The sequence below is a fragment of the Laspinema olomoucense D3b genome, assembly GCF_025370785.1.
Lineage (GTDB): Bacteria > Cyanobacteriota > Cyanobacteriia > Cyanobacteriales > Laspinemataceae > Laspinema > Laspinema olomoucense.
Genome location: NZ_JAMXFA010000052.1, coordinates 1 through 26738, shown reverse-complemented (window position 1 = coordinate 26738; position 26738 = coordinate 1). Strand labels below are relative to the sequence as shown.

Below are 26738 nucleotides of genomic sequence, written 5' to 3'. Positions count from 1 at the left end.
TCAAATCCTTCGGTGAAAATCAGTGAAATCAGTGGTCCTCCCAACTCACCCAAGATTACAAAGAGAAACAAAAGCAATCGGCCCCTTCCAATTTAAGTTTTAACGTTCAACTAATCACTCAACCAATTCACAAATCAGGAAGCAAAACAATGGTGCGTCAAGGGTTGTTATTTCTATGTCGTCCAGGATTGGCTATAGCCGCAACTCTGCTACTAGGCTCAAGTGTTGCCCAGATGAGTTTAGCGCAGAAGATGGATAAGTTATCAGAATCAACCGGGATTGGAGAAAGTTGGGTTGCTCAGAATTCGAGTAGTGCCCAGGGTAGTGCTCAGGGCGATCGCATACCCGCAGACCGTTGCGAACCCAATGCGAATTCTGAGTTGGGTTTTTGATTGAGGTTGTCATTACCTCCCTTAACTGCTTGTCTGTCATTTCCCCCAGATGGTCATGCACTCTTCTCTTATTCTCTATTAACCATTCAAACAACAACCATGCGCCGAAAGAATAGCCGAAAAGTCCACCCCTCCCTCGCCGTCCTCATCAGCGCGATTTTCGCCAGCGCAACCGCCATCCCCATCAGCGCTCAACCGAGGATAGAGTCACCCTCTCAGACACCCACCCCAGAAAACGCCACTGATTCGGGAAATGCTCAACCCGTGCAAGCATTTGCGGGACAACTGGCGGTGTTCTTGGGACATGAGGATTTGGTCAACAATGCCACCTTCAGCCCCGATGGCAGTCAAATCCTCACGGCTAGTTGGGATAACACCGCCCGCTTGTGGGATAGATCGGGCAATCTCATCGCCCTGTTCCGGGGGCATGAGGGGAGTGTCAGAAGTGCCACCTTCAGCCCTAATGGCAGCCAAATCCTCACGGCTAGTGAGGATAACACCGCCCGCTTGTGGGATACCTCTGGCAATCTCCTCGCTGTATTCCGGGGGCATGAGGGGATTGTCAGAAGTGCCACCTTCAGCCCTGATGGCGGTCAAATCCTCACGGCTAGTTCGGATAACACTGCCCGCCTGTGGGATACCTCTGGCAATCTCATTGCCATCTTCCGGGGGCATGAGAGTTTTGTCAACAGTGCTACCTTCAGCCCCGATGGTAGTCAAATCCTCACGGCTAGTGAGGATAACATCGCCCGCTTGTGGGATACCTCTGGCAATCTCATCGCTGTCTTCCGGGGGCATAAGCGTGGTGTCGAGAGTGCCACCTTCAGCCCTGATGGTGGTCAAATCCTCACTGCTAGTTGGGATAACACCGCCCGCTTGTGGGATACCTCTGGCAATCTCATCGCTGTCTTCCGGGGGCATGAGAGTTTTGTCAACAGTGCCACCTTCAGCCCCGATGGCGGTCAAATCCTCACTGCTAGTTGGGATGACACCGCCCGCTTGTGGGATACCTCTGGCAATCTCATCGCTGTCTTCCGGGGGCATGAGGGGAGTGTCAGAAGTGCCACCTTCAGCCCCGATGGCGGTCAAATTCTCACTGCTAGTTGGGATAACACTGCCCGCCTCTGGGACATATCATTAGCAATACAAACATCGGCTCTTGAGATAGCCTTTCTACAAGGCATCCAACTCTCTAACCAAGGAACTATCGAATCCAGACAACAGGCCATTCAAAAATTAGAAGAATCTCGCCAACTCTATCAGCAATCGGGAAACTTCACCAAAGCAGCCGCAGCATTATTTTATATTGGCAATCTTTACGCAAATTTCGGCCAATTTCAAAGCGCAATCGACTCCTACACCCAAGCTTTATCCCTGTCCCAACAAGCGGGAGTCAAAGCACAAGAAGCTGAAATTTTCAACAGTCTGGGGCAACTGTACAATAATTTAGCCGACCCGCAAACTGCCCTGGCTTACTATAACCAAGCCCTGCCCCTGTTCTATCAATTAAATGATCAAGGCGGTGCAGCCACGACTTTCAATAATATTGGCGATGTCTATACGACTTTAAAACAAGGGGAAAACGCGCTTGATTCCTACACCAAAGTCCTGATTATCTCCCGACCCGCCGGCAATCTCCACGCCGAAGCTGCTGCCTTAAGTGGCATTGGTCGCACCTACATCGCCTCCCAACAATGGCAAACTGCCCTGAATGCTTACAACCAATCCCTGATTATCTCCCGACACCTCAACGATAACCTTCAACAAGCAACCATTCTCAATGAAATCGGCAGGATTCAAGTGGCTTTGGGTCAAGACTCAGCCGCGCAAGAATCTTACAGCGAAGCCTTATCTTTATCCCAACAACTCGGTGCTAAGACTCAAGAAGCCAACATTCTGTACAATCGGGCTATCTTAAACCATCAGCAAAATAACCTAACAGCAGCCCAAACCGACATTGAAGCAGCTATTAATATTGTCGAAGACCTCCGCACTCAAATCAAGAGTGAAAAGCTCCGCCAATCTTACTTCGCTCAAAACCAATCCTATTACGAATTTTACACCGACTTGCTGATGCAATTGCATCAGCAAAACCCAGGGAAAGAATATCACAAACAAGCCCTTAATGTTAGTGAACGCGCCCGTGCCCGCACTTTGTTGGAAATTCTCGCTGAAGCCAATGCCGATATCCGCGCAGGTGTTGACCCCGAACTGCGCGAAAAAGAAAGCTATTTACAGCAGCGCATCAATGTCATGGCTGCTCGTCAAATCGAGTTAGTTTCTGTAGAATATACTGACGAACAAGCAACGGCACTCAAACAAGAACTGGAGAATTTATTGCGCGAATTGGATGCAGTGAAAGCATCCATCCGCCAAACTTCACCCCGATATGCTGCCCTAACTCAACCACAACCCCTGACTGCTGAACAAATTCAGCAGCAGGTTCTGGATGAAAATACTTTGCTGTTACAATATTCTCTCGGAGAAAACCGCAGTTTTCTTTGGGCGGTAACTCCCGATAGTTTAACCGCCTACGAGTTACCCCCTCGCGCTGAAATTGAGAAGGCAGCACGAGAGTTTCGCGATTCAATGACTGCACCAACTCAAAGATATAGTCCCCCAAGGATTGCCAAAACGGCAGCAAATCTCAGTCAGATGGTTCTGGCTCCTGTTGCCGAACTTCTGGGTAATAAGCGATTACTCATTGTTGGCGATGGTGCGTTACATTACGTTCCCTTTGCGGCACTTTCTCACCCGACAATGGCCGATTATCAACCGTTAATGATTGAGCATGAGGTGATTGCGCTCCCCAGTTCCTCCTCTATGGCGGCATTGCGCGAACAAATTGGCGATCGCTCAGTTGCACCTAAGACCTTGGCAATTTTTGCGGATCCTGTCTTCAGCACCCAAGACGAACGCATCCCCGGCAGCGGAGAAACCATTGCGGCACAAACTGATGTAGTCGTGACGCGCTCCTCGGCAGATATCGGGGTGAGCGGCACCCTGGCGCGGCTCAAGTTTACTCGCAATGAAGCTGAAGCCATTCTATCTTTAATTCCCGATGCCGAAAGACTGAAAGCCTTTGATTTTGATGCCAACCGTCAAACCGTCACCAGCGACGAACTGAATCAATACCGCCTGGTGCATTTTGCCACTCACGGCTTTCTCAATAGCGTCAATCCCGAATTATCCGGAATAGTTCTTTCTTTAGTAGATTCCCAGGGAAATACTCAAGATGGTTTTCTGCGCCTACATGACATTTTTAACCTCACGTTAAATGCCGACTTGGTGGTACTTTCTGCCTGTCAAACCGGACTGGGAGGCTCCATTCGCGGCGAGGGTTTGGTCGGATTGACTCGCGGATTTATGTATGCCGGTGTACCGCGTTTGGTGGTGTCACTATGGAGCGTGGATGATGAAGCAACAGCGGTATTGATGTCGAAGTTTTACGGAAGAATGCTCTCCCAAAACCTCACCCCAGCCCAAGCATTACGACAAGCACAGTTGGAGATGTCGCAAACACAGCAGTGGCAGTCTCCCTATTATTGGGCCGGGTTTACCTTGCAGGGGGAATGGAAATAATCAACAATAATGCCTAATAAATGGCGGTGGGTGCGATCGCCTCCACTTCAGAACTATCATAGGTTACCTGCCTTCAGTCCACTACTCGTTTAGTGGCTGACCGAACACCCCGAAGAATAGGCCATTCTTCTCCAGGAAAATAGGACCACTTGGTTTGCATTTGGGGGCCAGTTGTGATTGTGATTCTCTCAGGCGATCAGCTTGGCGGCAGTTGACCGATTGCCCTGAAGAAAAGGACCCTCCTTTCCTAAACCCATAAGATTGGTCTGCCTTCAGTCCGGGGGTAGGTCTTGGTACGGGCTGATGCGATCGCCTCAAAGGAAAGACCCATTCTTTCCAGTTAGGTATGGGCTGAGTGATCGCCTCGCCGCAAACGACGGGGCCATCTTCTTCATCGCCAAAAGGACCTATTGAGCATCTCAGTGGTAGGTCTTGGTGGCAGTTGACCGATCGCCTCAGTGGTAGGTCTTGGTGGCAGTTGACCGATCGCCTCAAACGACGGGGCCACTCTTTTCCAGTTTAGTATTGGCTAACCGATCGCCCCGAAGGAAAGGGCCATCTTTCTCTTGAGATTAAGGGTGCTGCCCCACAAAAAACCAGATCCAATTTTCTTCCGTTGCGGGTTTTGGCGCGGGCAAAATTTTAGAGAATGAAACCGCCCTAATTAACGATAGCGTAAGTCGTCCTTTATCTTTCATAGCAAATTCCATTACTTAGTTGGGGCGCGGACGCGCCATTGCTATGAACACAATTAAATAAGGAATTGACCTTATGAATACTGCTCACATTGTCGGACGAGTCGGCCAAAACCCCGAACTTCGCTATTTTGAGTCCGGGCGAGTTCTTGCCAAATTTTCGATAGCTGTCAACCGAAACTCACGCTCAGACCAACCCAATTGGTTTGCCATCGAACTCTGGGGGAAAACTGCCGAAGTAGCTGGCAACTATGTGAGAAAAGGCTCGACTGTCGGCATTTCTGGCTCTTTAAAGTTGGATGAATGGACCGACCCCAATACGGGTGAAGTCCGTTCTCGACCTGTCATAAAAGGCCGTCGCTTAGAACTCCTTGGAAGCAAACCTGCTGATTCAGATTCCGACAATTCTTCTACTTCCAACCCTAACGACTTCTAAATTTACTTTACATCTTGATGAGCGCGGTCGGGCCTGTTGGCGCGGTCGCGCTTTTTTTGTGAACAATTGAATTAGGAGATTTTCCATATGAATATCTTTTCCTTCAAATTACGGCTCGATTCCATCCAAGTTGGTCATACCTCTGATGGCAACATCCAGGTGATGGGTTTCAGTTCGTTTCAATTCTTTGACGGCAAACAAACACAAATTTATCCGTTGGCATTCACCGCTTATGGTGAACCTGCACAAACCATTGCCCAAGCAGGTATTAATGGAGTTGTTGTCGCCATCGGAGAACTCAATATATTCTCGGTAGACCGCCAAACCCACAAGGACAAGGTGGCGAACTTCCACGTCGAAGAATCTCAAATCCTCCGCCAAGGGAACTCGGTCTCCCTCGAAGTATCTCCCCCGACCATTCAATCTACTACTGCGCCGACTACTCAACCTCGCGTTGCCCATGCCCCAGCAGCTTCTCATCGCCAACCTCAGCCGACGCAACAACCTGTAGGCTTAGCAACCGCTCCATCTAATGGTCATTCCCCCGTGGATGACGAAGAACTCATCCCATTCTAAACCCTTCTTAATCTAAAACAAAGTACACTGAACTATTACTTTAGTTTAGTGTACTTTGTTTTTTTTAGGTTTTGAATAATAGGGTTACATTACAATGCTGCAAAAAGTATTTCAATCAATGATTGTAATACCCGCAAGTATTTAAAAGTTAATCTAATAAATTTTGTTTAAAAAGTATTTTATATTTGTCATAATAAAATTTTTTCTAACATCCAAAAACCTATTTTTTTATATTATAAAAACCGCTAACGCGGGGATAAGATGAAAATTCCTACAAAGGTACATCAAATATGTCCCACTTCTCCCAAATTCAATCCTCTTTTACCAACAAATTAGCGCTGAAACGGGCTTTAGAACGATTAGGGCTTACCCCCGAAGTCTACGACCAGGCGACCGAATTGGTTAATACCTGGGGTGATTATGCAGAAGCAGAAATTATCCTGCGTCGTCAGACTATCAGTGAAGATAGTCCCTGTCAAGCAGACTTAGGATTTCAGTGGGAGCCAGAATCCGCGTGTTACAAAATCGTGGCAGACTCCTATGAATTCAACCATTCTACGCTGAAGAAAAACTTCCAAAACTTAGAAAATTTCCAAGCTCAGTTGACCGTTGCATATCAATTGGAGATGCTGCCCGTTTTGTACAATCAGTCGTCTTTCGATATTGGTGAACCTATTTATGAAAATGGGTCTTATACCGTGACGATTACCCAAAAATTAGATCCTTACGCTGAAATAACGGCCTAATTTTCCCAAATCAAGCTCATCCAGTCCAAGTTATCTCTCAATTTATCATGCCGCAACCTATTATCAAAGTAACAATCACTCCCAACCAACCAATGAAAGTTGAGGTAGAAAATGCTACGGGCAGTGCCTGTACTGAGTTAACTCAACCCCTGGTAAGTAATGGCACTTTAGTCCACCAAACACTCAAACCGGAATATTTTGAAGATAAGAACTCAACTGACCCCGTTGTAAATATCGAATTCTAAACTCTAACTCTATCAAAAAGTGCCCTCTTAAACCTAGTTTTTTGAGGGTGCTTTGACTTGTGAAAAAGATTTGTAGTCAATTAACACTTAGACCTTCACTGATTTATCATGATTGACCCCAACCAACTCCAAAACTTTGCTAGAGCAGGAATGGCAACCCTTCTCATTAAAAGCCCCAGCGCTGATGAAGGACTTATTATCCATGAGATTGTCCAAACTCTGCAAAAAAAGTCTTATTTTGATAGAGCTTGGCAATGGGATGCAGCTCGTCAATTTACATCTTTGGAACTAAATGGGGAACCCCGGACAGAGGCTCCCCTTGAAGTTAACCCACAAGCCCATCCCGTTCTAACATTTTTCCATCATCTCGAATCTAAGCTGGAGCTAAATCATCCTACTTTGATTATTGCTAAAGATATTTGGAGGTTCATTGAAAGTCCCGAAGCTCGTCCTGATTTTATCCGATTGGCAATTGATTGCTTTTACCAACTAAAACGTTCCCATCATCGACTCTTTATTTTAGATGGGACCGGCAACATTCCGGCACATTTTCAAGACCTAGTTTGGCTGCTCCCCAATCCTCTTCCTAACTCCGGTGAAATTAGTGCTTTAATTGATAAAAAAATGCAATCTTTAGCACAAAGCGCCAGATTAGCTGGGGTGGAATTTCCTATTTCACTTACCTCTAGCGAATGGCAACAATTAATCCGTACCTGCCAAGGTTTAACCAGTGAAGCAATCGAAGATATTTTACAGTTAGTAGCCCTTCAACAGTTTAGCTTTACCTCCGATGCGCTCGAACAGGTCAAAACATTAAAAGTGCAGCGCTTGGCGAGTTCGGGTATCATTTTCGGCAATCCGCCAGATGTAGCAGTGCGGGGGCTGAGTGCGGTCCAAACTTGGGCGGACTCACAGTTGCCCCTTTTACTTGACCCCGTGGGGCGATCGCAATACAATTTACACCTCACTAAGGGGGTGTTGGTAGTAGGGCCTGCGGGAACGGGCAAAAGTTTGTTTGCCAAGACCCTGGCGCAACAATGGAATATCCCCTTGCTCCAACTGGACATGGGCCGGTTGATGAACAAACACCTCGGAGGTAGTGAAGCGAACCTCCGAGGATTGCTAGAAATCGCTGAAGCCTGTGCGCCTTGCATCCTCTGGGCTGATGAAATTGACAAACAATTGGCAAACTCTAATGGAGAAAATGATGGCGGCACCTCTGCCAGGACGATCGCCTTTCTCCTGACCTGGTTACAAGAACACCAAAGCGATGTAATTTTAGTTGCCACCGCGAACCGGCCTTGGAATCTAACCGCTGAACAGTTGCGGCGATTTCAATGTTTCTTTGTCGATATCCCCGATGTTAACGCCCGCCTTGAAATTTGGCAGGCTTTGCTGGAAAAATTCAGTATTTCACTCCCCACCGAGGCAGTCGAGTTGCTGGCTGCTGAATCTGAATCTTATACGGGAGCCGAAATCAATGGGGTTGTCTCAGAATGTGCCACAACCGCTTGGGTAGAAAAGCATCCTGGGCAGGTAGATGTTGGAGCCTTGCTCAATAAATTGCGCGGACGTCGTCCCCAATGGGGCGGTAGAAATCAAGAATTGCTTGATCTACGCAATTGGGCCGCTTCTTCCCAAACCCTTTGGGCAAATCCCTCAACCGAATCTTCTTCTATTACTCAAAACTCTCGACATATTGAGTGGTAGACACTTATACCCGAGCTTGAACAACCCCATCAATGCTCGGGTTTTAATTCTTTAAAGTCATTAATTGCCATGAGAATTCAGCACTATCGATTTAATCGCTCCCAGGGCGTCATTTACCGTGAAGTAGAACGACAAATCCAACCTATCAATGAGCAACATTTAGATGCCATCATCTTATACGCAACCCCGCCTATCCTAGGGCGACCTTTTTCCAATATGCTTCAGCAAGAGTGGATTGGTTTGTGCTTTTTAGATTCAAACTTAGATTGGTCTTATGCTCTCCTTTCAAGCGGCAATTCTAACGCCCTCCGGTCTTTCTTAGACTATCGTCAAAACTTAAAAGCTCCTCTCAATACAGTAACCACGCGGATTACCTTGGATGAGCAAAACTCTCGTACTGGAAATACCTGGTTTATGTACGACTTTGAAGCCTTAAATTTACCCTATGGTTTTGATGGAAAAACTTACCTGGAAAATATTAATTACCCCTTGGTTGATACCCGGCTGGAATTACCATTTTCGCCCCCTCCGAGCTTAGACGAAATTCGTAATCAGTTCCCAAGGGTCATTTCCTCTAAACCCGATAAACAGGGCAGTACCGACCTTCGTACCCAATTTATGATCTGGGATTAGTTACTTCTGCATCATGTCTTCTGATCTAACGCAATTGCTCAATGGGCTGCAAATGCTGCCAGCCCATTGGCCGCTTGTTCCGACCTCCCATTGTAAGAGGCCCCTTGGCTATCAATGGCAGCAGCATCCGTTAAGGTCCCAGCAATTTCAGGAAAACCTCCTGCAATATGGTGCCGTTCCCATCAACGATCGCCAGCTCAAACCCTACTTTATCCGGCCCCAAGGATTTGGGTTATTGACCGGACCGAATCCCGAGGAATTTTTGATTGCTGTTGATGTTGATGGAGAATCGGCCCAGGCAAAACTCTATGAACTCTGTGGCAATCAAGAACTCCCCCCCACTGTGGCCTTTAGTTCGGGGTTGCCTTTCAGAGCACAGTATTTACTTAAGCTGGCTCCCAATCAAGTGGTGCGATCGCAAAAAATCCGCACCGCATCCTCAGAAATCTTAGAAATCCGAGGAATCGGACACCAATCTGTGCTGCCTCCTAGCCCCCATCCTCTCACCGGCGCTTACCATTGGTTGTGCAATTTGTCCCCCGCCGAAACCCAGGTTGCGCCGATTCCCCGAAGGTTGCTCAACTTCTTAAATCAAACCCATCCCACCCCTCAACTCCATCGTTCCCCCATTCATCCCCGCTATCAGCGAGTCTATCCCAAAGCCACTTTACTACCTGCTGTTCCATCCCATTTAAACTGGGTGAATACGGTACTTCAAGCGATTCATCCTAGGTTCGCCGACAGCTATCATGACTGGATTAAAATCGGGCTGACCCTCAAAGCCATTCATCCTGATTTACTGGGAGCTTGGGATTCCTGGAGTCAACAATCTTTTAAGTATAAACCCGGTGAATGTACCTACAAATGGAAAGGTTTTCACCCCCATTCTCTCACAGTCGGCAGTCTTTATTGGTATGCGGGTCGCTTTTAACTTTTTAGCTGAAGCGGCTACGCCGAGTTTTGCTGAACATTGTTGAAAACCTATATGCCAAGCAAACGTCACCCCATCGAAACCCTTCGTAGACAAGCAATCTCTCAACTTAAAAACGCACGAAACCAAGCAGTAATTCAGGCTTGGATGGAATTACAAGATGACGAATTGTGTCAAACTGTACCCTCCCTCAGTCAAGAACAACGATTGGCTTTAATTCAAGTCAAACTTAAGGAAATGGGAGTAGATTTACCTGAAAATTTAACAAAATCTATCTCCCCCAGTTCCTCGCCAAATTCCTCCGCTGTAAATCCACTTTCAACGAACCTGTCTTCCGTTGAACGTCCCAGTGAATCAACGGAATCAGTCCCTTTTACTTCCTCTACATCTACCCAGTTCCCTCAAAATTCTCGAACTCGTGCCTATTAGAAGTTGACCAGGTTGAGCCGTCCTTAACGCCCCTATCCCTTTGAGCAAAAACATCAGGAAAGCTGAAAGTTAACACTTAACTCAGCTTTCCCGACTTTTCTAATGGAGTATTTTACCTAAAATGACAAACCCTAAGCTGAATGTTGAGCCTACCCATGCGGTTGGCTTACCCCATCCCTTAAAGTCTACCGCCCTCCAGGAAATATCACCCCCACGGATTCTATCAACCGATGAACAGTTCAAAGAATCTGAAGTAGAAGAGGTTGAATATTTAGACCAACTTCTAACGGAAGAATGGGACTATTATCATCTAGGTTACTTTGATTTGGAGCGATTTTAATCCATTCCTGAGCAAATTTTACTCTGAATTTTATCATGAACATCAAAACTGACTATCGCGTGACCATTTCCCCTTTCACTCAAGTTCATGCCTTTACCGTCCACAACGATTGTATCGTCATAATTTTCAGTGAAGCCGGAGAATCTATTGAGTTAATGTTTAACTCATCTACTTTAAATACCATTGATGAACTAATCCAACTGGCTCAAAATTGTAAACAAAAACTTACGGAACCTAAACCTCAACAAAATCATGCCAAGTTAGACCCCAATTTATTAGAGTCTTGGAGTCCACCTATGCAGCCAATTTGTTCAGAATTTTTGGGAGAAAAGTAAATGTTATTGGTCAAAAAACTTTATTACATTTTAAAGCGCTAATGCGCCTAACTTGTTGAACTCAAAGCCTATCCATTCTATGAATTCCTCAAATCTTCCCGATCCTAATGCTAACCGAACAAATTATCCCGAAGCTCAATCGATTCGGGATGAATTTGCTAACCCAATTTATGTAGACCCTAATGCTAAACTTCCCCGGATTCAAGCCTTAAGAGGCCCTTCAGAAAATTTGTGTGGCTATTTTGTCAGTGTGGACCAAATGGCTTTAGCGGGGTGGCTTGATTTCAAGTCAGATCAACTGATTACTTACCCCTTTGAATCATCAGGGAAGCAAGAAGAAGGCATTTTAATTGCTTCCCCTCGGATGTTAGTTTGCCCCAAAAGTCCAGTTTTGGCTTTTGACCGTAAACTTACCCAAGAATCACAGAATGGTCCTGTTATTCTAGGCCGTTATACCCCTAACATGAAAACCGAGGTAAACTATGGAAATTTGCAGTATTTCCAAGTTTATCTGCTGGACGTCAATAACCAACCCTTGCACCAAGTTCCCTTAATGTATCGAGCGACTGGAGCAAACCAAGCAACTTTTGCAATTCATTGGCAAGAATTTTGTCATGAATTGGAAACTTGTCATGCTATTGTCAATCAGATTCCAGCTCGCCCCAAAAATTCAGCCTTTCGCTGTTTAGGAGTCTTTTCGTTTACCGTCCGTCGGGATCTAGCCGGAGACAAACAAAAATCCTTTGCCTGCAAAGTTATCCAGCATGAAATTCCTACCCTACAAAACTGGCGTAATTATTTTGTCGGATTTTCTCCTATCAAAGAGGCAGTCTGGGAAGGATTAGAACCTTCATCTCCTTTGTTAATTCCTGATGCAACACAACCGGCTTTAACTGGCGTAGAAGAGTCGTCAATCAACCTCTCTTCGTCAGAGGGTAATTCCAGTCCCTCTGATTCCCATTTTTAACCTAGCACCAGGTAGTTAATCCTTGAAGGAGTCAACTTAAATGGTTGACTCCTCTTGTTTTTTAGCCATAATTTATTGCCGTATGTTACACCATCAACAGTCATTAAAAACTAAAACTCAGGTTATTACCAATGCCGTTCAGTTACTACTTTGCCAACATCCTTCTACAAATAAAGTATTGATACGGCAATCTACGTTAACTGCTACTTTTCAGTATTTAACGAGGAATGTCCCAGAAAACTCCCCCGAAAAAGCCAGTCAAATTATCTTGAATTACGTTCATACTTGCTTGACCAAATAATTTCATTGCCAGAAAAGATGGGCATTCGCCCTGGTTTAATGAAGAGTTTTATTCTGGTAAATCACTCTTCATTAAACCCCAACTTTAAAATTGCGTATGACTCCTATATCTCAATTGAATCAACTGGAAAAGAAACTCCGCAGTTTTGGCATTACCCCCATTCCTCGTCAAGACCGCCACGGAAGAATTACTTTGCCTGTTTTCTACCGTGCTGACCACTTTAGCGTCAAACTCTCAGCCATAGGCGGAAAACCAACCGAACATTGGCGGGGACAATGCAGTAGTCATGTTGCCCGCCGAATTAGAGAGCATTTTCAAGCTTTCTTAGCTGTTGATGCTTTCTAGTCCGTTGTCATAAATCTCAAAAAAGCCAAAGTTGCTTAAACTTTGGCTTTTTTTATTGTTTTTATTGAATAGCTGATGTCAAAACTTCAACTCATTCTTCTCACTCAACCTGGCTTCATTTTTTCCGTAAATTTTCAGCCAACTCTAACTCAATGGCAGAATTATTCTGATGAGTTAGCAGATGATACGCCTTTAGTTTATCCCGACCCTCTCTATGAACCGACTCCTGAAGATATTATGGTTAATTTTTGGGAAGCCTCTCGCTACCATTAGCCTCTATCCTTTCCCTCTGAAGATAAATTGAAGCTGGCTCCTCCCCCTTATTCCATAACAGGGGGACAGCCAATGCCAAAACTACACCAATACCGATCGAAGCCAGAACGACTCCCGCTGCCGGAACAATCGCTGTAAAAAATTTTTGATGGTTGGCCCGATCGCTCACCTGGACTAAATCCCTCACGGTTCGGGCAATAGCACTTTTTTGCCCCTGAATCGCGGCATCTTCATAAGCTTCTATTTCACATTTCACTTCCTTGAGCCAGGAACGGGAATCCTCCATCCACTGCCCAAATTGCCGTTCTAACGCCCCCGGTGCAATCTGGAGCAACACCTCCAGTTTTACCGTTGAAAATAAAATGTCAAACAGCGGGTCATCTTCACTTACCCCAGAAGCTCTGACCCGCTCCCAAACTGCTTCCTTAAATTGTTGAAGCAAAACTTCACTCTCTGAAGTTGTTGTGGTCGAAGAAGACATTTCTGTATCAAGTGTTTGTTCAGTTTCTAAAGTATCTTTATCATTCATTTTTTTATTCAATATTAAAATGGAACTTGACAGAACAATCGCTGGCCCAACGCTTCCTGATGGTCCGCACCTTTTACACTACTGTTTTCCAACAACTCAGGATAGTCCGAGGGGCTTTCTGAATCCTCCAATGTCTTTTTTAAAACCTGTAGTTTCGCTCCTGGATGCAGAGAATCCGAGGTAAGTTTTAGTAGTTTTTCTACGCCCTGTAACCTATCACATCTTTTACTCAACATCGTTTTCTTGACGAGTTCCGTAAACTCAGTAATCACCTCGTCAGTTTTTTTTCCCCATAAAGGCAATGCTTTTGGAGCTTGACCAAATAACCCGGTCGAATAAAAGGCTTGGGAATAGTCTCGCACGAACCGGAAAAAGCGTGAACGAGATAAAATAGGGAACTCCTGAGCGGCGATCGCCTCGGAAAAAAACATGGGATTTTTTTGTAATCGGACCATTTCCGCCGAATAGAGTTTCGGAAATTCTATACTCACTAACGAGCCATTCACCAAGCCCTGACTAATCCAGGTCTCTTCTAGCAAACGCGGCCACCAAGACTGCCATCGCTGATAAGATGACTCGCTCGCATAATCACAAAAGTAAGCATTCCGTACCAAAACGTGCAGGACTTGCTCACCATACTCCGCTAGAGAGATTCGCAAACCCTCTATACTTTGGGGTGAACCATCAGAAACAAGCCAGCGCACCAGACGCAACCCATACTCGGATGCCGCTTCTAATACTCCTGATTCTTTGAACCATCGATGGAGTGATGCTGAGCGCTTTGGCTCAAGCAAAAAGGTCATTGGCCGAGCGATCGCCTCGGAAAATATTGCATCCGCTACATGGATTCCACTCTCCAAGTCAATGCGTTTACAGGATGGCAAATAGAATCCTAACTTGGCACTGCCCAAACCGCCATCCACCACCCCATAGTCCCATCCTCCCAGACAAGCCCGGTCCACCAGCGCTAATAGTACAATAGTTGCTCCGCACAGGGGTTTTCCTCCAATCAAATGGAAAGTATAAGGCAAAGTGGTGGGCAAGGGTGACGGATTTACGTTGAATGTAAAATTTTTCATTAAAACCTCCCTTCAAGCACCTCAAAATAGCCCGTCCCCTCAAACTGCCTCGCGCAGTTGTCCAAAAACTTTTGAGTCCGCTTGCGTCCGAGGACCCCCAACCGTTGATCTGTAGCGATCGCCTCGCTCAGGGGCATGGGTTCTGCCTCTAGGAGATCCCGGTCTATGGCATAAAATTTCGGTAGCTCAATTTGCTTGAAGGAATAGTTTTGTTGCATATTTTTAAACCTATCGGATGACAACACTTTATTCCAAGCATTTGGATCGGGCTGGATACCCAAATTTCTAACCAAAACCTGCTCCATCCAGGGATAGTGATTTAGAGATTCTTCAAATAATTGGAGACTATCCATCTCTCCTGTAAAAGCAAACCATAACACAAATCTGACTTGCATTTCCGAGGCCATTTCATCTAAGCAATTGCGTTCCACCCATTCCTTAAAAGGTACACCAACTTGAGCGGGTAAATTGACCAACACATTTTGGGTAATGGCCAGTTGGAAAATAGTATCAGCATTATTTGATCTATGCTCGGCTTCTGAAAAGTATGCTTCAACACACCGTTCTCCTAACCTTTCCCCATAATAAGCTTTCACATCGGGTCGAGAGCGGTCAGTGTCAACCAGATAAAATGGGATATCACGCTCCAACAAATAATCCGCCATCACTCGGCAGCCCGTTGATTTTCCGGCTCCTCCTCGTTCTCCACCCCACATATGAACAGTTGTTTTGAGTGGGGCTTCGGGTATATAATTATTTGTCTCTATATCTACAGGAACTTCATTTGACCGCTTATGCTCATCTTGATGACTCTCAGATTCTTGACTTTCTAGTAAATCAGTTTCCCTTAAAACTTCATTTCCAATTTCTTCAACCATAGCTAACTCGTTTTTCTTTTTTCTGGGCATAATTTTATCCCCCACTACAAAAGTAAAATTAATTTGTTCCGAAACCTATTCTGGTCATTATAAAAAATTCTGCAAAAATTCTTCAGCATCATCAGGAATTGCCAAAGAAGTAGAAGCCTCTTGAAGTTCAGAATTTTCCTTAATCTCCTCAAATTGCTCAAGAGGTGAATTAGGAGATTCTACATTTACATTATGTAAACTGACTCGGAGTGGTAACTTAAAGTCTTGGCAAATATTCTGAAGATGATTATAAAGCTGATATATCGATTGCCAAGCCGCTTCTTTTACCTGTTCTTCAGTAAATTTTGTCCCTTGCTGCGCATAAGGAAGCCAAAATGCTATCAAAGGAAGTTGCAAATATTTTTGAGACCGCTCATTATGATTAATTGTTTTAAGAAACCGAATTAAGACATATCCTTCGCTCCCTAATATTGGCTGATAGCGCCATGTAAAATCTTCTCGGCTTTTTTTGTTTCTCTTCATTTGGTTTTACCTGTCTTCTACTTTGAAATATTGTGGCTAAAAAATCTATAAATTCCGTAAATATCAAGTAGACGACATCCCAACCCTGCTGTATCTAATGGTGAAGGAATTTCTACACCCGCATGAAATAAACAACGCTCCGGAAAGGCTTGTTTTAGAGGCTGACGCAAATATTCAGCAGTACCGCCACAAAAAATGATAACCGGGGCTTCTTTTGGGATAGTTTCATCAAGCCAATTTTTCAATTGAAAAAAATATTCTAATCGACTTTCAGTAATAGCTGTAATCAATAAATCAAGCTCATAAGATTTCCGATTTGAATCGCTGCTGTTGACTAAATTGATTAAAGCCTCTTTTTCAACATTCCAACCTGCTTTTGCTACGGCACTTACCAGCCATTTTTCAGATTGGTTCGATGAGCGTTTGACAATTTGCTCAATTGCGCGGTACATCCCTAATTCACAGGACGCGATAACATCCAATAAACCCCGGCGAGATACCAATACTGATGCATTCCGGTATCCTAGCATCACTAAAGCGATATCTTTCTGCTGAATTTGAGCCGTTGAAGATTGTCCTTTGTACAATAAAAATGTTCCCGCTCCTTCAGGAAAACACAAGAATTTATTGATATCAACACTCATTTCCCCATCGGGTGTGGTAAATCGTCTGGCCTGACGGCGCAATTGTTCTTCAAAATAAGATTTATCACTCAATTCGTATGGAGGCAGCACAACAGCCACATCCAAGGTAAACTTAGCCTCCAAGTCTAACTTACGCTTGATTACCCAAATTGCTCCCAAGGTTTTGTAAATAGCCGTCTCTACTTTAGATTTAGATAACGCTTTGCTCCCCTGAAACTTAGAAGAGGCTAAATAGCCGAGGGCATAAAATTCTTGCCCGGAACCCACCCAACACATATTCTCCGGCAAGGCCACTGAGATTTTGTTTCCTTGCAATTGGGCGATCGCACTATGGGGTAACTTCACCATCTGTGGTTCCATATAGCAACTCGTTGCCGCTTGTACCTGGCTGGCATTTGCATCATAAATAAACTTTGTTCCTTCCCCTCCTGTATCTAATGCCAAAATAACTGTGGGGGGGTTTTCATTGTGTGTCATAGAAATTATGTAGTTTTCTTGCTGTCTGTGACACCCTTTCTTCTACCTTAATCGAGGTACTGCATTTCTCACTTATGGCTTAGGTATAGGTTTTTTTTATAATCCTAGGTAGATGACACAATACTATCTAGCTAGAAAAACTCCATTTTCACTCAACCTTTAGATAGAGATTGACTATGACTTTATAACTATCTTTAACCCCAAATAAAATCTTTCTGGAGAGTATTAAGCTTTTGGATATATCAAAAAAATTTATGGATACCCTTTGGTTTTTTTATAAGTCGGTTTGCCTCAAAAATTTTTATTGAAGTCGTTAGTAAACTACCCGACACCGACCGCTATAGCGTTACGATGAGGGCTTTTGGTAGCCCTCAAGACAACATCTTGTAAAGAACAAGACATTACCTCGGAGCCTCTGGGGTTGTTTACAATAACCCCCAAAGTAGCGATATTATTCGCTCCATTCTCATCAGCATCACCAACCCATCCACACTTGAGGTTTAGGCACTCAAATTTCTTACCTTGTCGGTTGCCAATTACTTTGCAGCAATGACAAGTTTTTGAGGTGTAGCGAGGGTCTACTATCCGGACATCTACACCAAACTTTATTCCTTTGTAGGTCAAGAATTGACGTAACTGATAGAACGCCCAACTGTTAGACCGTCTCCGCTCTGTCTTAGCGCGTGGCAATTCATTGGTGCGTTCCCTAATGCCCGTCAAATCCTCAAGTGCAATCGCCTGGTTTGAGGCTTTAGCGGTACGGGTGAGTCGATAGCTAATGGTATGGTTCAGCCATGTTTGGAATCTTCGTTCACGTCCACTTAACCGTTGCAAGACCTGACGGCATCGACGCCGCGTTGACCTTGTGCCTTTGGATGCTTTCTTCTGTAACGAAGCCCTTACACGGCTGTATCTGTCTCTAGTCTGCGTGATTTGTTGGCCGCTGAATTTTTCTCCCTTGGATGTGCAGACCAAATCTGTCCTCCCAAGGTCGATACCCAACACATCATCCGTATCGGGGATAGCTGGAGGTTCAGACTCTAGCTGAATGTTTAAGTAAAAACTGCCCTCATTCCGTTTTACCAGGGTTGCCGATTTGGGTGTTTGCCCTTCTAGTAACTGTTTCTGGTAATTACCGATGTGGAGATTGAATTTTTCCCGACCTTTGAGCATGGTCAAGCTAACCATCCAATCCGTTTCCTTAAAAGTGAAGGTGCGAACGTCGTAGGTAGCAGAGGTTGGAGCAAACCCTTTGACGGGTCTACCTTTTTGCTTTGCCGTCTTGCGATTCGCACAAACTCGTCGGATGGCATGAATGGTCATCTGGGCAGACAAACCAGAATGCGCTCTAGCTTCCTTGTAAATTAAAGACTGGACAGCAATCTGATTGGTCAGCTTTTCGGGAGTCTTTTCATTGATGAACTCACAGCAACTCGCAAAAGCAGCAAGCACCACATCAAGTTTTTCAATCTGCTGTGGTGTAACCATCAATTTACAAGAGACCGTAAGTACCTGGGTCATTTTTCAATTGGTGAACTTTATCAATGTATATAATTATATACTATTTTGCAGATTGTGGAGTATTGAACCCCACAATCTGCCCAGCATTCCTCCCGACGCTCAATCAAAGATTAGAGCGCGGGACTCCTGCTGGTTTAGTTGATTTGAATAAGGAGTCCTTCAGAACGAGTTTTCATACCCAGTTTTGTCGGGTATGCGGTGGCCCAGCTATCTTAAGTTAACCTCCAATTTGCCTTCATCTGATACATTTAGCAGAGTAAAAATATTGCGCCCCGGCGCATTCTTCAATTCACTCATCTTCATCTTCATCATGGTGGGGACCCTTGAGCTTCTAGGCTCTAAATATTTATTGCACCAGCTATTTTCTCCTTGACAATCATTCCAAATACTCGGGTCCAGAATAATCACTGAACGCGCAAAAAGACACGGTAGTCACGCTTTCTCTCTATCCCTTTGTAGCCACGGTTTCTTTCAACCCACTTTGAATTATTTTTAGTCCTCTCAAAACAGTTCCCTTGCTCCCACTTAATCGGCCTAGCGGTTTCAATACTGATACTATTAAGTTACTAATCGATGATTAGTTTTCCCTCGGTAGAGAGGGATTTTTGTGTTTTTTCCTATGGCTATCGTACTGTTTGTAGTAACACTGTAAGCACAACGTAGGTACAATTATTACAGTTTGTTACAATTTACGTGGATACAAAATAGGTTACAGATGTTGCTATCCCCTCGAAAAATCCCTCGGGGGGGAGGGATTTTTTAGGTCAAATCTAGTCTATCCCGCCCAGGTCCGCTTATTCGAGTTTGGCCCACAATTAGCCTGCGGTTTTCTTAGCCTCCCTCGGTAGAGCAATGCTATGTCATTGTGTCCACAGTTTTTTTAGGGGGTTATCGATTTCCTAGCAACCTTGACCAAACCTCGGGTAGCAATTCTCGGCTGATTTGACAGTTTCTTGGAAAAATGATAAGCGTCAATCCTGCCTCATTTCTGCCTTACACCGTCGCCTTCTTATTCATACTTGTTACTACAATTAGGCAAGATTTTTTAAAAGTTACGTCAGAACATTTGTAGTAATAAAAATTATCAAAGAAGTTACCCGCCTCTATGAAAACTCCCTGAAAATCTTTCTCAAGTTAGAGCGTTCAACCCCTGCCACTTTTTAAACTGAAAAATAGAGTCAACAATCCTAAGCATCATGATTGGGAAAGTTACCAAAGGAAATGATTTCACGGGCCTCCTCAGCTATGTCCTGGACAAGCCTGGGGCCAAATATATTGGGGCAAGTCAGCTAGTTGGTGAGCATGAACATCAATGGGTGGCTCAATTCATGCGGGTTGCTGCCAAACGACGCCGCACGGAATACCCTGTGGCCCACTACAGCTTTAGCCCCCATCCCAATCAACCGATGGCGGACGAGACGGCCTATCGGTATGCCCAGAAATTCTGTCACCGGATGGGCCATGAGAATTGTCAATGGTTGTTGGTCCGGCATACAGATACCAAAACCGAAAGCGGCCAAGACCGGGACCATTTTCATCTGGTGGTGAACCGGGTGACAATAGATGGCTCTCGCACGGTCAGCAGCTTCAATGATTGGTATCGCTCCCAATCCGCCCACCGAGCGCTGATTGAAGAGTTTGATTTGCATAGAGTCCCGGCAGTATGGGAGACCGATCGCCGCAATCCTTCCACCGGACAAATTAGAAGAGTCCGACGGCAAAACCGAGAGTACGCCGAAGGCGCAAGGTCAACCCCCGCCGACCCAATTATCTTGACTGAACTCCAGGACCGCATTGATAAGTTCTGCCAGGACCAACCCAGATTACCAGAGTTGGTAAGACGGCTGCGAGCGGATGGGGTAGGCGTTCGGATTCAGCCTGCTTCAAATGGAGGGCTGGCAATTTCTTACCAACTTGGCTCGGTGGCCGCTGCGGGAAGTTCGTTGGGTCGTGCCTATACGGTCCTCGGATTGCAGCAGCGACGGGGAGTCTCTTATTACCCTGCCTATGACAATCCAGTTCTCAAGCTGTTTTTAAAAGAACAGTGGTATGAGCGGGCCTCTTTTTCCCAGCCAAGCGATCGCCAAGAACCCACCGCAAACCCCGGGTCAACCGCACCGAAGTTATCCCCAGCGTCCTCAGAACCAACTCAAAGCGATCGCCAAGAAAACCGACAAAACCCTCAGTCAACTGAGGGAGAGTTATCGGCTACATCAACCGACCTAACTCAAAGCGATCGCCAAAGAAACCGACAAAACCCTCAGTCAACCCAACCCACTCAAAGCGATCGCCAACTGGACGCCCAAAACCGCAGATCAACCGCACGGGAGTTATCCCCAGCGTCCTCAGAACCAGCTTCAAGCGATCGCCAACTTTCCCTGCAAAACCCCATATCAACCCAACCGGAATTATCTCCGGCGTCAGCATCAACGGCACGGCCCAAACCCGACATCTTGGATTCTGAGGAATATCAACAGTGGGTCAACCAAGTTGCGCCAGTCATCGATGCTTACCTCCAGCACCGGAGTGTTCCGGTTGTCCAGGGCCACCGCTTCCGCACTTACAAGCGCGGTCAATGCCTCGTTTTAGAGCAGCAGGATGGCTCAAAAACGCTCATGATTGCCCATAACACTCACTCGGGTTCATGGGAAACTCGCAACTATTTCCCCGTTGAGCGAGCTACTGCCCAGCACATTTTGGAGCAGTCCCTCCCAGCCATGCAGCAAGAGATGAGACCCTATAATGCGTGGTTTAATTTGCATGACTCAGAGCCTCCACCGTCCCTACCGGAGGTCCGGAATAAGCAGGAATATCAACAGTGGGTCAATACCGTCGCTCCCCCCTTTAGAGAACCCCCACCAAAACCCTCTGAGTCTCCCGCAGCAAAACCGTCCCCAACACCGTCCCCACCCGATGTCCTGAGTGAGCAGGAATACCAACAGTGGGTGAACAGGGTGGCTCCATTCCTCAATACCTACCTCAAACACCGGGGTGGGCGGATGGTCGAGGGCGATCGCTTCCGCACTTACAAGCGGGGTCAGTACCTTGTTTTGGAATATCGAGATGGGTCGGACACTCTGATTCTTGGCCGACCGACTGGCAAGGGTTCTTGGGAAACTCCCCAGCAGTTTTCAGTCTCAGTCAAACGCGAGGACGCCAATTACATTGTGGAACAGTCTATCCCCCTGATGCAGCGTCGCATGAGCCAAGATAAAAAACGCGCTCAGAATAAGAAGCGCTCTCGTTCCCGGCAACTGGATATTTCTGATTGAGGCATTGAGCGGCCCCGGTAAGCAAGCAAATCACGCAGTCCTCCTTCGGGGCGATCGCAGTTTCAGCCGCGTTTCATCGTGAGCGACCCCTCGCTTTTGTTTACGACCTCAAACCCAAAACGCTCATAAAGCCGCAACGCCGGATTGTCTACCGAAACACTCAGCGAAATGGAGGATTGCCCATAATCCGACGCCAACAAGTGAATGAGCAATTGTATGCCAACGCCTTGACCCCGATATTCGGGCAACACCGCCATACCTAATTCCGGCGTGTCATCATCCACATAACCATAACCTTTGTTCTCGCCCACCAGTAAACGTAACCAAACCGCGCCGACAGATTGGCCCGTTGCCGCATCGCTGGCGAGAAAACCACAATCGCCGGAGCGCTTCCAACCCTGAACATACCGCGCGAGTTCAGGAAGCTGAACAACCTCACGAGGCGGGACAGATTGCCCTTTAGGAACATAAAGTGCCTGGTACAACATTTCCCAAAGAAACGGTTGATCTGTTGATATGAGCGGTCGAATAATGCAGTTCATCACCTTAGTTTTCCTTAAAAGCCGCGCCTGTAAACCTATCTGCTTAGTTGATGACCCTATGCAGTCTAAGATGCTTGCCACATTTTGTCGTACTCCATGTGAGCATAACCGTTCCATGTCTATTTATAGTGGTCAATCCGGATCTAGTTTTTGTCTACAACCCTGTCTACCTCAGCAGCTAATCTGGGTTTAATTTGGGCCTACAATCCTGTCTAGTCTAGGAGTCAATCTGCTTCTAGTGTTAAGCCTATTACCTGTCTATAAACCGATCTATCCTAGTGGTCAATATCGGTCTATTTTCCTTCTACAATTCCGTTTAATTTAGGGAATTCCACTCGTTCTATTTCTGTCTAAAGTTTGGTCTATAAATCCTCTAACCCTTTAGCTGAAAAGGATTGTATTGCCCTTGTTGATAGCTCCAAGTGAGGCTATCCGGATCCTGTTAGTTTGTCCATTTGGCAAAGGCGTTCGTGCCTTTTTTCTCACAATTTGAGGTGAGACTTGACAGGCTGACCAACAACCTTTTCGCCAACTCCCGGGTACGGAGTTTGTCAGTGTAGGAGTCGAAAGGTTTGTAGACCAATACCAATACCCGTACCTCGACTACTATTTAATTTTGTAGACGTTCGTTTTCTTCCTCCAACTCAATCAGCCGTAAGTCGAGTTCAGCCAACGCTAACCCAATTTTCTCCTCCAATTCGTTGATGCGGTTGTTAAGCCGGTTCGATGCACTGACCTCCAAATCCTCATCGCACAAAGGCAAACCCTGAGCAAGGCACTGGCGAATAAAAATAGAAATTTGCTCTGTGGCGGTGGTCCCCTCATCCTGGCAGAGGGCGACGAAAGATTGCCACTCTGACGGCTCCATCCGAAGGGAAATCGGTTTTCTTTTCATGACTTTTGCGTTATTGCGTTAGCAGTCTATACGGTTAGCATACAGCGCCAATACAGTGTTGCCAATACAAATGTATTACGTTTAAAGAAGATTGCCAATACACAGAGCCGCTAAACATCCTAACGCCACCTGAGCCTTATTTGCGGGTTGCTCAAAACTTTCCATCTCCAGAAGATTAAACCTGGTCCCTCTCCCCATTTATCCCTGGAAACCCTTGATTTTTGGGGACTTTCCGTAAAATGTCCCTTTTACTTACAGTTGTCGTAGAATAAAATAGGAGCGAATTCAGGATTTATGGAATTCAGAAAACCTAAAAATAAGGACCAACGCGCCCGAGAGCACCTGCTACCGAATGAGGTGGAGCGCCTGATTGCGGCGGCCCAATCGATGGGGCGTCACTCTTTGAGGGATTCAACCTTGATTCTGCTTTCGTTCCGGCATGGGCTGAGGGTGGGGGAAGCGGTGGCCCTGACTTGGGACTGTGTAGATTTTGCAGGTGCAAGCATTTATATTAGTCGCCTCAAAAATGGGAAACCCGCCACCCACCCGTTGAAGGGAGTGGAGATGCAAGCCCTCCAACAGCTCCAGACAGAATATCCTGACTCCCGCTATGTCTTTAGCAACGAGCGCGGAGGTAAATTGACCACCTCTGCCGTCAGAAAAATTGTCACCCGCGCTGGGGAAATTGCAAGAATCCGCAATTGCCACCCCCATCAGTTGCGCCATGCTTGCGGATATTTCCTGGCTTCCAAGGGGTTTGATACCAGAGCCATCCAAGATTATTTGGGGCATCGCTCGATTCTGCATACGGTCCGTTATACCGAGCTTGCACCTGATCGCTTTAAGGATTTTTGGCAAGATTAGCCTCAAGGTATTCAACGATGCAACGCTCGGATCTCACCATTTCCCCCGATGAGTCGAGCGCTTCGGATTTTAAATATTTAACCCAGATTCCCTAAAGGTTGACTATGTAGGGAGTTTTAGAAAAGTTTGAGTGCGATCGCCTGAAAGATTTCACCCCAAAACCAAAAGCCCTTACCAGTCCCTATACCTTCGCCAAAAAAAGGTCAGGGATCTCTTATCAAGAACATGGCGCATCCCCATCCTGAAGTACCGGGTTTTCCCGGGCCATGTTCTTAATAAAAAAAAGAAAGCTGAGTAGATGCCGGTGACGATTCACCCAGAGCAATCGCTTATTTTCGTTTCCATCGAACGATTGCTATCAATTCCATAAACTGCACAGTTTAGGCGCTACGCGCGTCCTTGAAGTGGGTAGTCTGACTACCCGCTCACTCTGCCTTGCGTAACTCAAAAAAACGACAGATAAAAATTTTGTACCTGAAAGTTAAGGCTTGAATTTTTCAAAAATTAAATAATTTAAAATAAAATTTACCTTTAAAAATATTAATTACCTATTGTAGGTGCAATTAAAAACTAGACCTACAAATTTAATTTATCAACATTCAAAATTTTTAGTTTATATAAAAAATCTGGAATATTTAAGTCATTAGACTTTAGCAACAAATATTTTAAATTAAAAAGTTTGTGATTTTTGTAGGTTTTGAGGCAACCCGAATGGAACCTTTAACACCTCGTCAACTAGAGTTGGATTTATATCCGCGACTTAAACCGGGCCAAGTTGTTAAAATTTTAGGTAAAGACTTCACAGGTTACTTTGATTTAGTTGGATTTTACGGCATTATTGAAGGGTGCAACATAAGTTGTAACATTGGAGTTTCTGTCTGGGTACTAGGTTTTAAGTTGGGTACAATCTTCCCGGTTATTCTTGAATATGACATCTACAATATCGAGCCAACCGGAAAAATAAAAACTCCCTGGCATCGGTATAGTCTCCGAACCCAACAAATTCTCTTAAATCGAAATCTCAAATAGAGGTTTAATCATGATAAAGGTTGTAAACTTAAAAAGTTACGGTTGGCTAGGTACTCATTATATCGGACGTTCTAATCCAAAAATGGGTTTGCCAGGTTCAGCCCTAGCTAATCCATTTCGCATTGGAGTTCACGGTAATCGTCAAGCCGTCGTACAAGCCTATCGCCGATGGCTTTGGCAACAGGTAAAAGCGGGTTTATTTGACGGAGTAGAAACCGCCGCGTTCCTAGAATTAATGGCTCTGGCGCGACAAAATAAAGCCGGACATCAATTAAAGCTGAGTTGCTATTGTCCGCCACTTTTATGCCACGGTTATGTTATAATCCGTTGTATCCAGTGGCTCATTGATGGAGGGTATATTACCTATAGCAGTCCTAAATCACTTGTGGCAAAATTCCATAATAAAAAAGTTTGGGGAAATCAAATATTTGACCATCAGCAAAAAACTTAAATAGACCTTTTACTACCTTAAATGAATCACATAAATGATAAAACTGCCGAATAAAGTTTTTAGCTTGTAACCAAAGATCTTCTACTGGGTTTTGCTCGGGAGCATTTGGAGCAAAGGTAGTGCAATGAACTAACCATTCATCTTCTGACAACTCTCCATTTACTTTCTTTAAATATTCTTTAAATTCTTGAGATTTATGATAACTAGCGCCATCCCAAAAAATGGCAATTCGTTGACCTGGTCTTTGTTTTTGTAAATGTTTTATAAAATCTACGGTGTTTTCCGTATTGCCGCTTGAATATTCTTTGACAATAAATTCATGATTTTGATAATCTAATGCCCCATAATAAGTTTGTCTATTTTTTTGATTTTTAATAGGGACTTCCACCCGACTATCTGTTCGTCCCCAAACATAACCTAACAAGTCTCCCCAAAGAAGATGACATTCGTCAATCATAAACACAGCAAGCTTTCCAGCTTTTATTTCGGGTTCCCATTCTTCGAGTTTATTTTGAATTTCCTTTTTTTTGGCTTTGACTTTTTCTTCATCTTTTGCTGGATTTTTTTTCTGCGATTTCTTCCAGCTTATTTTAGCGGTTTTGAATAAAGCATAGTAGCTTTCATCCGAAGCATAAACCACGCCATATTCATGGTCTAAATGTCGTTTTAAATCCCCGGTTCTTAAATAAGGTTGCTGCCTTAGCCATTCAATCACCTTGGCTTTTGAGTCAGCATTGAGGTAACCTTTACTTCCTTTATATTGAAGTTTTAAGCTGTCTACTCCATGAAAAAGAGCTCGATTTTTCCACTTGCTAATAAAACTATGAGACACCTGCAATAGGTCTTCAATTTCATGAGAAGATATTCCCATTAAAATCATTTTAACAGCCAAGGCTCTTTTGACTTCTTGAGTATTTGTGCTGGTGTTGATGAAATCATCTAGTTCAGTGATAATGGTCATGATGTTTTCTGAATGCCTCTTTCTGGGTCGGGTCTCATCCTTATATTATATCGGTTACAACTGATTTAGGACTGCTATAGCCCTCTTCTGTCACTCTAGGTAGAGTATAATAAAAAAAAACGGCTGAAAGCCAGAGCAGGACCATGA

The 26738-nt window shown here is 45.0% G+C and carries 28 protein-coding genes; 19 read left to right on the top strand and 9 right to left on the bottom strand.

Annotated features, from left to right (window positions below):
- The first annotated feature begins 149 nt into the window (after positions 1-149).
- The 15 genes from NG792_RS25825 (at position 150) to NG792_RS25755 (ending at position 12936) form a co-directional block, all read left to right on the top strand.
- Positions 150-392 (top strand): hypothetical protein, encoded by a 243-nt coding sequence (locus NG792_RS25825; RefSeq protein WP_261237316.1) that lies wholly within the window; start codon positions 150-152, stop codon positions 390-392.
- Between the two features lie 99 nt (positions 393-491).
- Positions 492-3974 (top strand): CHAT domain-containing protein, encoded by a 3483-nt coding sequence (locus tag NG792_RS25820; RefSeq protein WP_261237315.1) that lies wholly within the window; start codon positions 492-494, stop codon positions 3972-3974.
- 771 nt (positions 3975-4745) lie between these two features.
- A complete protein-coding gene (locus NG792_RS25815) occupies positions 4746-5105 on the top strand; it encodes a single-stranded DNA-binding protein (RefSeq protein ID WP_261237314.1) in 360 nt (119 codons plus the stop codon).
- Between the two features lie 87 nt (positions 5106-5192).
- The gene (locus NG792_RS25810; RefSeq protein ID WP_261237312.1) at positions 5193-5681 is read left to right on the top strand and encodes a hypothetical protein; all 489 of its coding nucleotides are present in this window, start codon (positions 5193-5195) and stop codon (positions 5679-5681) included.
- A 290-nt stretch (positions 5682-5971) separates the two neighbouring features.
- Positions 5972-6427, top strand: a complete 456-nt coding sequence (locus NG792_RS25805) for a DUF1257 domain-containing protein (protein WP_261237311.1) — start codon at positions 5972-5974, stop codon at positions 6425-6427.
- A gap of 47 nt (positions 6428-6474) precedes the next feature.
- On the top strand, positions 6475-6672 hold the full coding sequence (locus NG792_RS25800; RefSeq protein WP_261237310.1) for a DUF2997 domain-containing protein: 198 nt from the start codon (positions 6475-6477) through the stop codon (positions 6670-6672).
- Between the two features lie 108 nt (positions 6673-6780).
- On the top strand, positions 6781-8382 hold the full coding sequence (locus tag NG792_RS25795) for an AAA family ATPase (RefSeq protein ID WP_261237309.1): 1602 nt from the start codon (positions 6781-6783) through the stop codon (positions 8380-8382).
- 69 nt (positions 8383-8451) lie between these two features.
- On the top strand, positions 8452-9015 hold the full coding sequence (locus NG792_RS25790; protein ID WP_261237308.1) for a hypothetical protein: 564 nt from the start codon (positions 8452-8454) through the stop codon (positions 9013-9015).
- 13 nt (positions 9016-9028) lie between these two features.
- The gene (locus NG792_RS25785) at positions 9029-9946 is read left to right on the top strand and encodes a bifunctional DNA primase/polymerase (protein ID WP_261237307.1); all 918 of its coding nucleotides are present in this window, start codon (positions 9029-9031) and stop codon (positions 9944-9946) included.
- Positions 9947-10000: 54 nt separating this feature from the next.
- The gene (locus NG792_RS25780; protein WP_261237306.1) at positions 10001-10375 is read left to right on the top strand and encodes a hypothetical protein; all 375 of its coding nucleotides are present in this window, start codon (positions 10001-10003) and stop codon (positions 10373-10375) included.
- A 121-nt stretch (positions 10376-10496) separates the two neighbouring features.
- On the top strand, positions 10497-10715 hold the full coding sequence (locus NG792_RS25775) for a hypothetical protein (protein WP_261237305.1): 219 nt from the start codon (positions 10497-10499) through the stop codon (positions 10713-10715).
- Positions 10716-10750: 35 nt separating this feature from the next.
- On the top strand, positions 10751-11050 hold the full coding sequence (locus NG792_RS25770; protein WP_261237304.1) for a hypothetical protein: 300 nt from the start codon (positions 10751-10753) through the stop codon (positions 11048-11050).
- Between the two features lie 79 nt (positions 11051-11129).
- On the top strand, positions 11130-12017 hold the full coding sequence (locus tag NG792_RS25765; protein ID WP_261237303.1) for a DUF5895 domain-containing protein: 888 nt from the start codon (positions 11130-11132) through the stop codon (positions 12015-12017).
- A gap of 397 nt (positions 12018-12414) precedes the next feature.
- Positions 12415-12663: a hypothetical protein gene (locus tag NG792_RS25760; protein ID WP_261237302.1), complete on the top strand. Its 249-nt coding sequence runs from the start codon at positions 12415-12417 to the stop codon at positions 12661-12663.
- A gap of 75 nt (positions 12664-12738) precedes the next feature.
- On the top strand, positions 12739-12936 hold the full coding sequence (locus NG792_RS25755; RefSeq protein ID WP_261237300.1) for a hypothetical protein: 198 nt from the start codon (positions 12739-12741) through the stop codon (positions 12934-12936).
- On the opposite strand, the gene NG792_RS25750 is transcribed toward NG792_RS25755, so the two are convergent.
- From NG792_RS25750 to NG792_RS25725, 6 genes are all read right to left on the bottom strand, one after another.
- On the bottom strand, positions 12905-13465 hold the full coding sequence (locus NG792_RS25750) for a DUF6753 family protein (protein WP_261237299.1): 561 nt from the start codon (positions 13463-13465) through the stop codon (positions 12905-12907). The genes NG792_RS25755 and NG792_RS25750 overlap by 32 nt on opposite strands.
- 14 nt (positions 13466-13479) lie before the next feature.
- Complete coding sequence (locus tag NG792_RS25745) at positions 13480-14544, bottom strand: hypothetical protein (RefSeq protein ID WP_261237298.1); 1065 nt, start codon at positions 14542-14544, stop codon at positions 13480-13482.
- Positions 14544-15422, bottom strand: a complete 879-nt coding sequence (locus tag NG792_RS25740; RefSeq protein WP_261237296.1) for a P-loop NTPase family protein — start codon at positions 15420-15422, stop codon at positions 14544-14546. The genes NG792_RS25745 and NG792_RS25740 overlap by 1 nt, the downstream gene beginning before the upstream one ends.
- Positions 15423-15509: 87 nt before the next feature.
- Positions 15510-15935 carry a hypothetical protein gene (locus tag NG792_RS25735; protein WP_261237295.1) on the bottom strand — a complete coding sequence of 142 codons (426 nt, stop codon included), beginning with the start codon at positions 15933-15935 and terminating at the stop codon, positions 15510-15512.
- A 17-nt stretch (positions 15936-15952) separates the two neighbouring features.
- Positions 15953-17056, bottom strand: coding sequence for a ParM/StbA family protein (locus tag NG792_RS25730; RefSeq protein ID WP_261237293.1), 1104 nt, complete (start codon positions 17054-17056; stop codon positions 15953-15955).
- 321 nt (positions 17057-17377) lie between these two features.
- Positions 17378-18577 carry an RNA-guided endonuclease InsQ/TnpB family protein gene (locus NG792_RS25725; protein ID WP_261237292.1) on the bottom strand — a complete coding sequence of 400 codons (1200 nt, stop codon included), beginning with the start codon at positions 18575-18577 and terminating at the stop codon, positions 17378-17380.
- Between the two features lie 1196 nt (positions 18578-19773).
- On the opposite strand from NG792_RS25725, the gene NG792_RS25720 reads away from it, so the two are divergent.
- Positions 19774-21849, top strand: a complete 2076-nt coding sequence (locus tag NG792_RS25720; protein ID WP_261237290.1) for a relaxase/mobilization nuclease domain-containing protein — start codon at positions 19774-19776, stop codon at positions 21847-21849.
- 62 nt (positions 21850-21911) lie between these two features.
- Here the strand turns inward: NG792_RS25720 and NG792_RS25715 are convergent, their stop codons facing one another.
- Together NG792_RS25715 and NG792_RS25710 are read right to left on the bottom strand one after the other, a co-directional pair.
- Positions 21912-22391 carry a GNAT family N-acetyltransferase gene (locus tag NG792_RS25715; protein WP_261237289.1) on the bottom strand — a complete coding sequence of 160 codons (480 nt, stop codon included), beginning with the start codon at positions 22389-22391 and terminating at the stop codon, positions 21912-21914.
- Positions 22392-23001: 610 nt separating this feature from the next.
- Positions 23002-23286, bottom strand: a complete 285-nt coding sequence (locus NG792_RS25710; RefSeq protein ID WP_261237288.1) for a hypothetical protein — start codon at positions 23284-23286, stop codon at positions 23002-23004.
- 294 nt (positions 23287-23580) lie between these two features.
- Here NG792_RS25710 and NG792_RS25705 point away from each other — a divergent pair, with 294 nt between their 5' ends.
- The 3 genes from NG792_RS25705 to NG792_RS25695 all read left to right on the top strand — a co-directional run bounded on the left by NG792_RS25705 (position 23581) and on the right by NG792_RS25695 (position 25630).
- Positions 23581-24150 (top strand): tyrosine-type recombinase/integrase, encoded by a 570-nt coding sequence (locus tag NG792_RS25705; protein ID WP_261237287.1) that lies wholly within the window; start codon positions 23581-23583, stop codon positions 24148-24150.
- Positions 24151-24861: 711 nt separating this feature from the next.
- Entirely contained in the window at positions 24862-25179 is a 318-nt protein-coding gene (locus NG792_RS25700; protein ID WP_261237285.1) for a hypothetical protein, read from the top strand.
- Positions 25180-25189: 10 nt separating this feature from the next.
- On the top strand, positions 25190-25630 hold the full coding sequence (locus tag NG792_RS25695; protein WP_261237284.1) for a DUF4326 domain-containing protein: 441 nt from the start codon (positions 25190-25192) through the stop codon (positions 25628-25630).
- Here NG792_RS25695 and NG792_RS25690 read toward each other — a convergent pair.
- Entirely contained in the window at positions 25554-26591 is a 1038-nt protein-coding gene (locus NG792_RS25690) for an IS630 family transposase (protein ID WP_261237283.1), read from the bottom strand. The two genes, NG792_RS25695 and NG792_RS25690, sit on opposite strands and share 77 nt — an antisense overlap.
- Between the last annotated feature and the right edge of the window lie 147 nt (positions 26592-26738).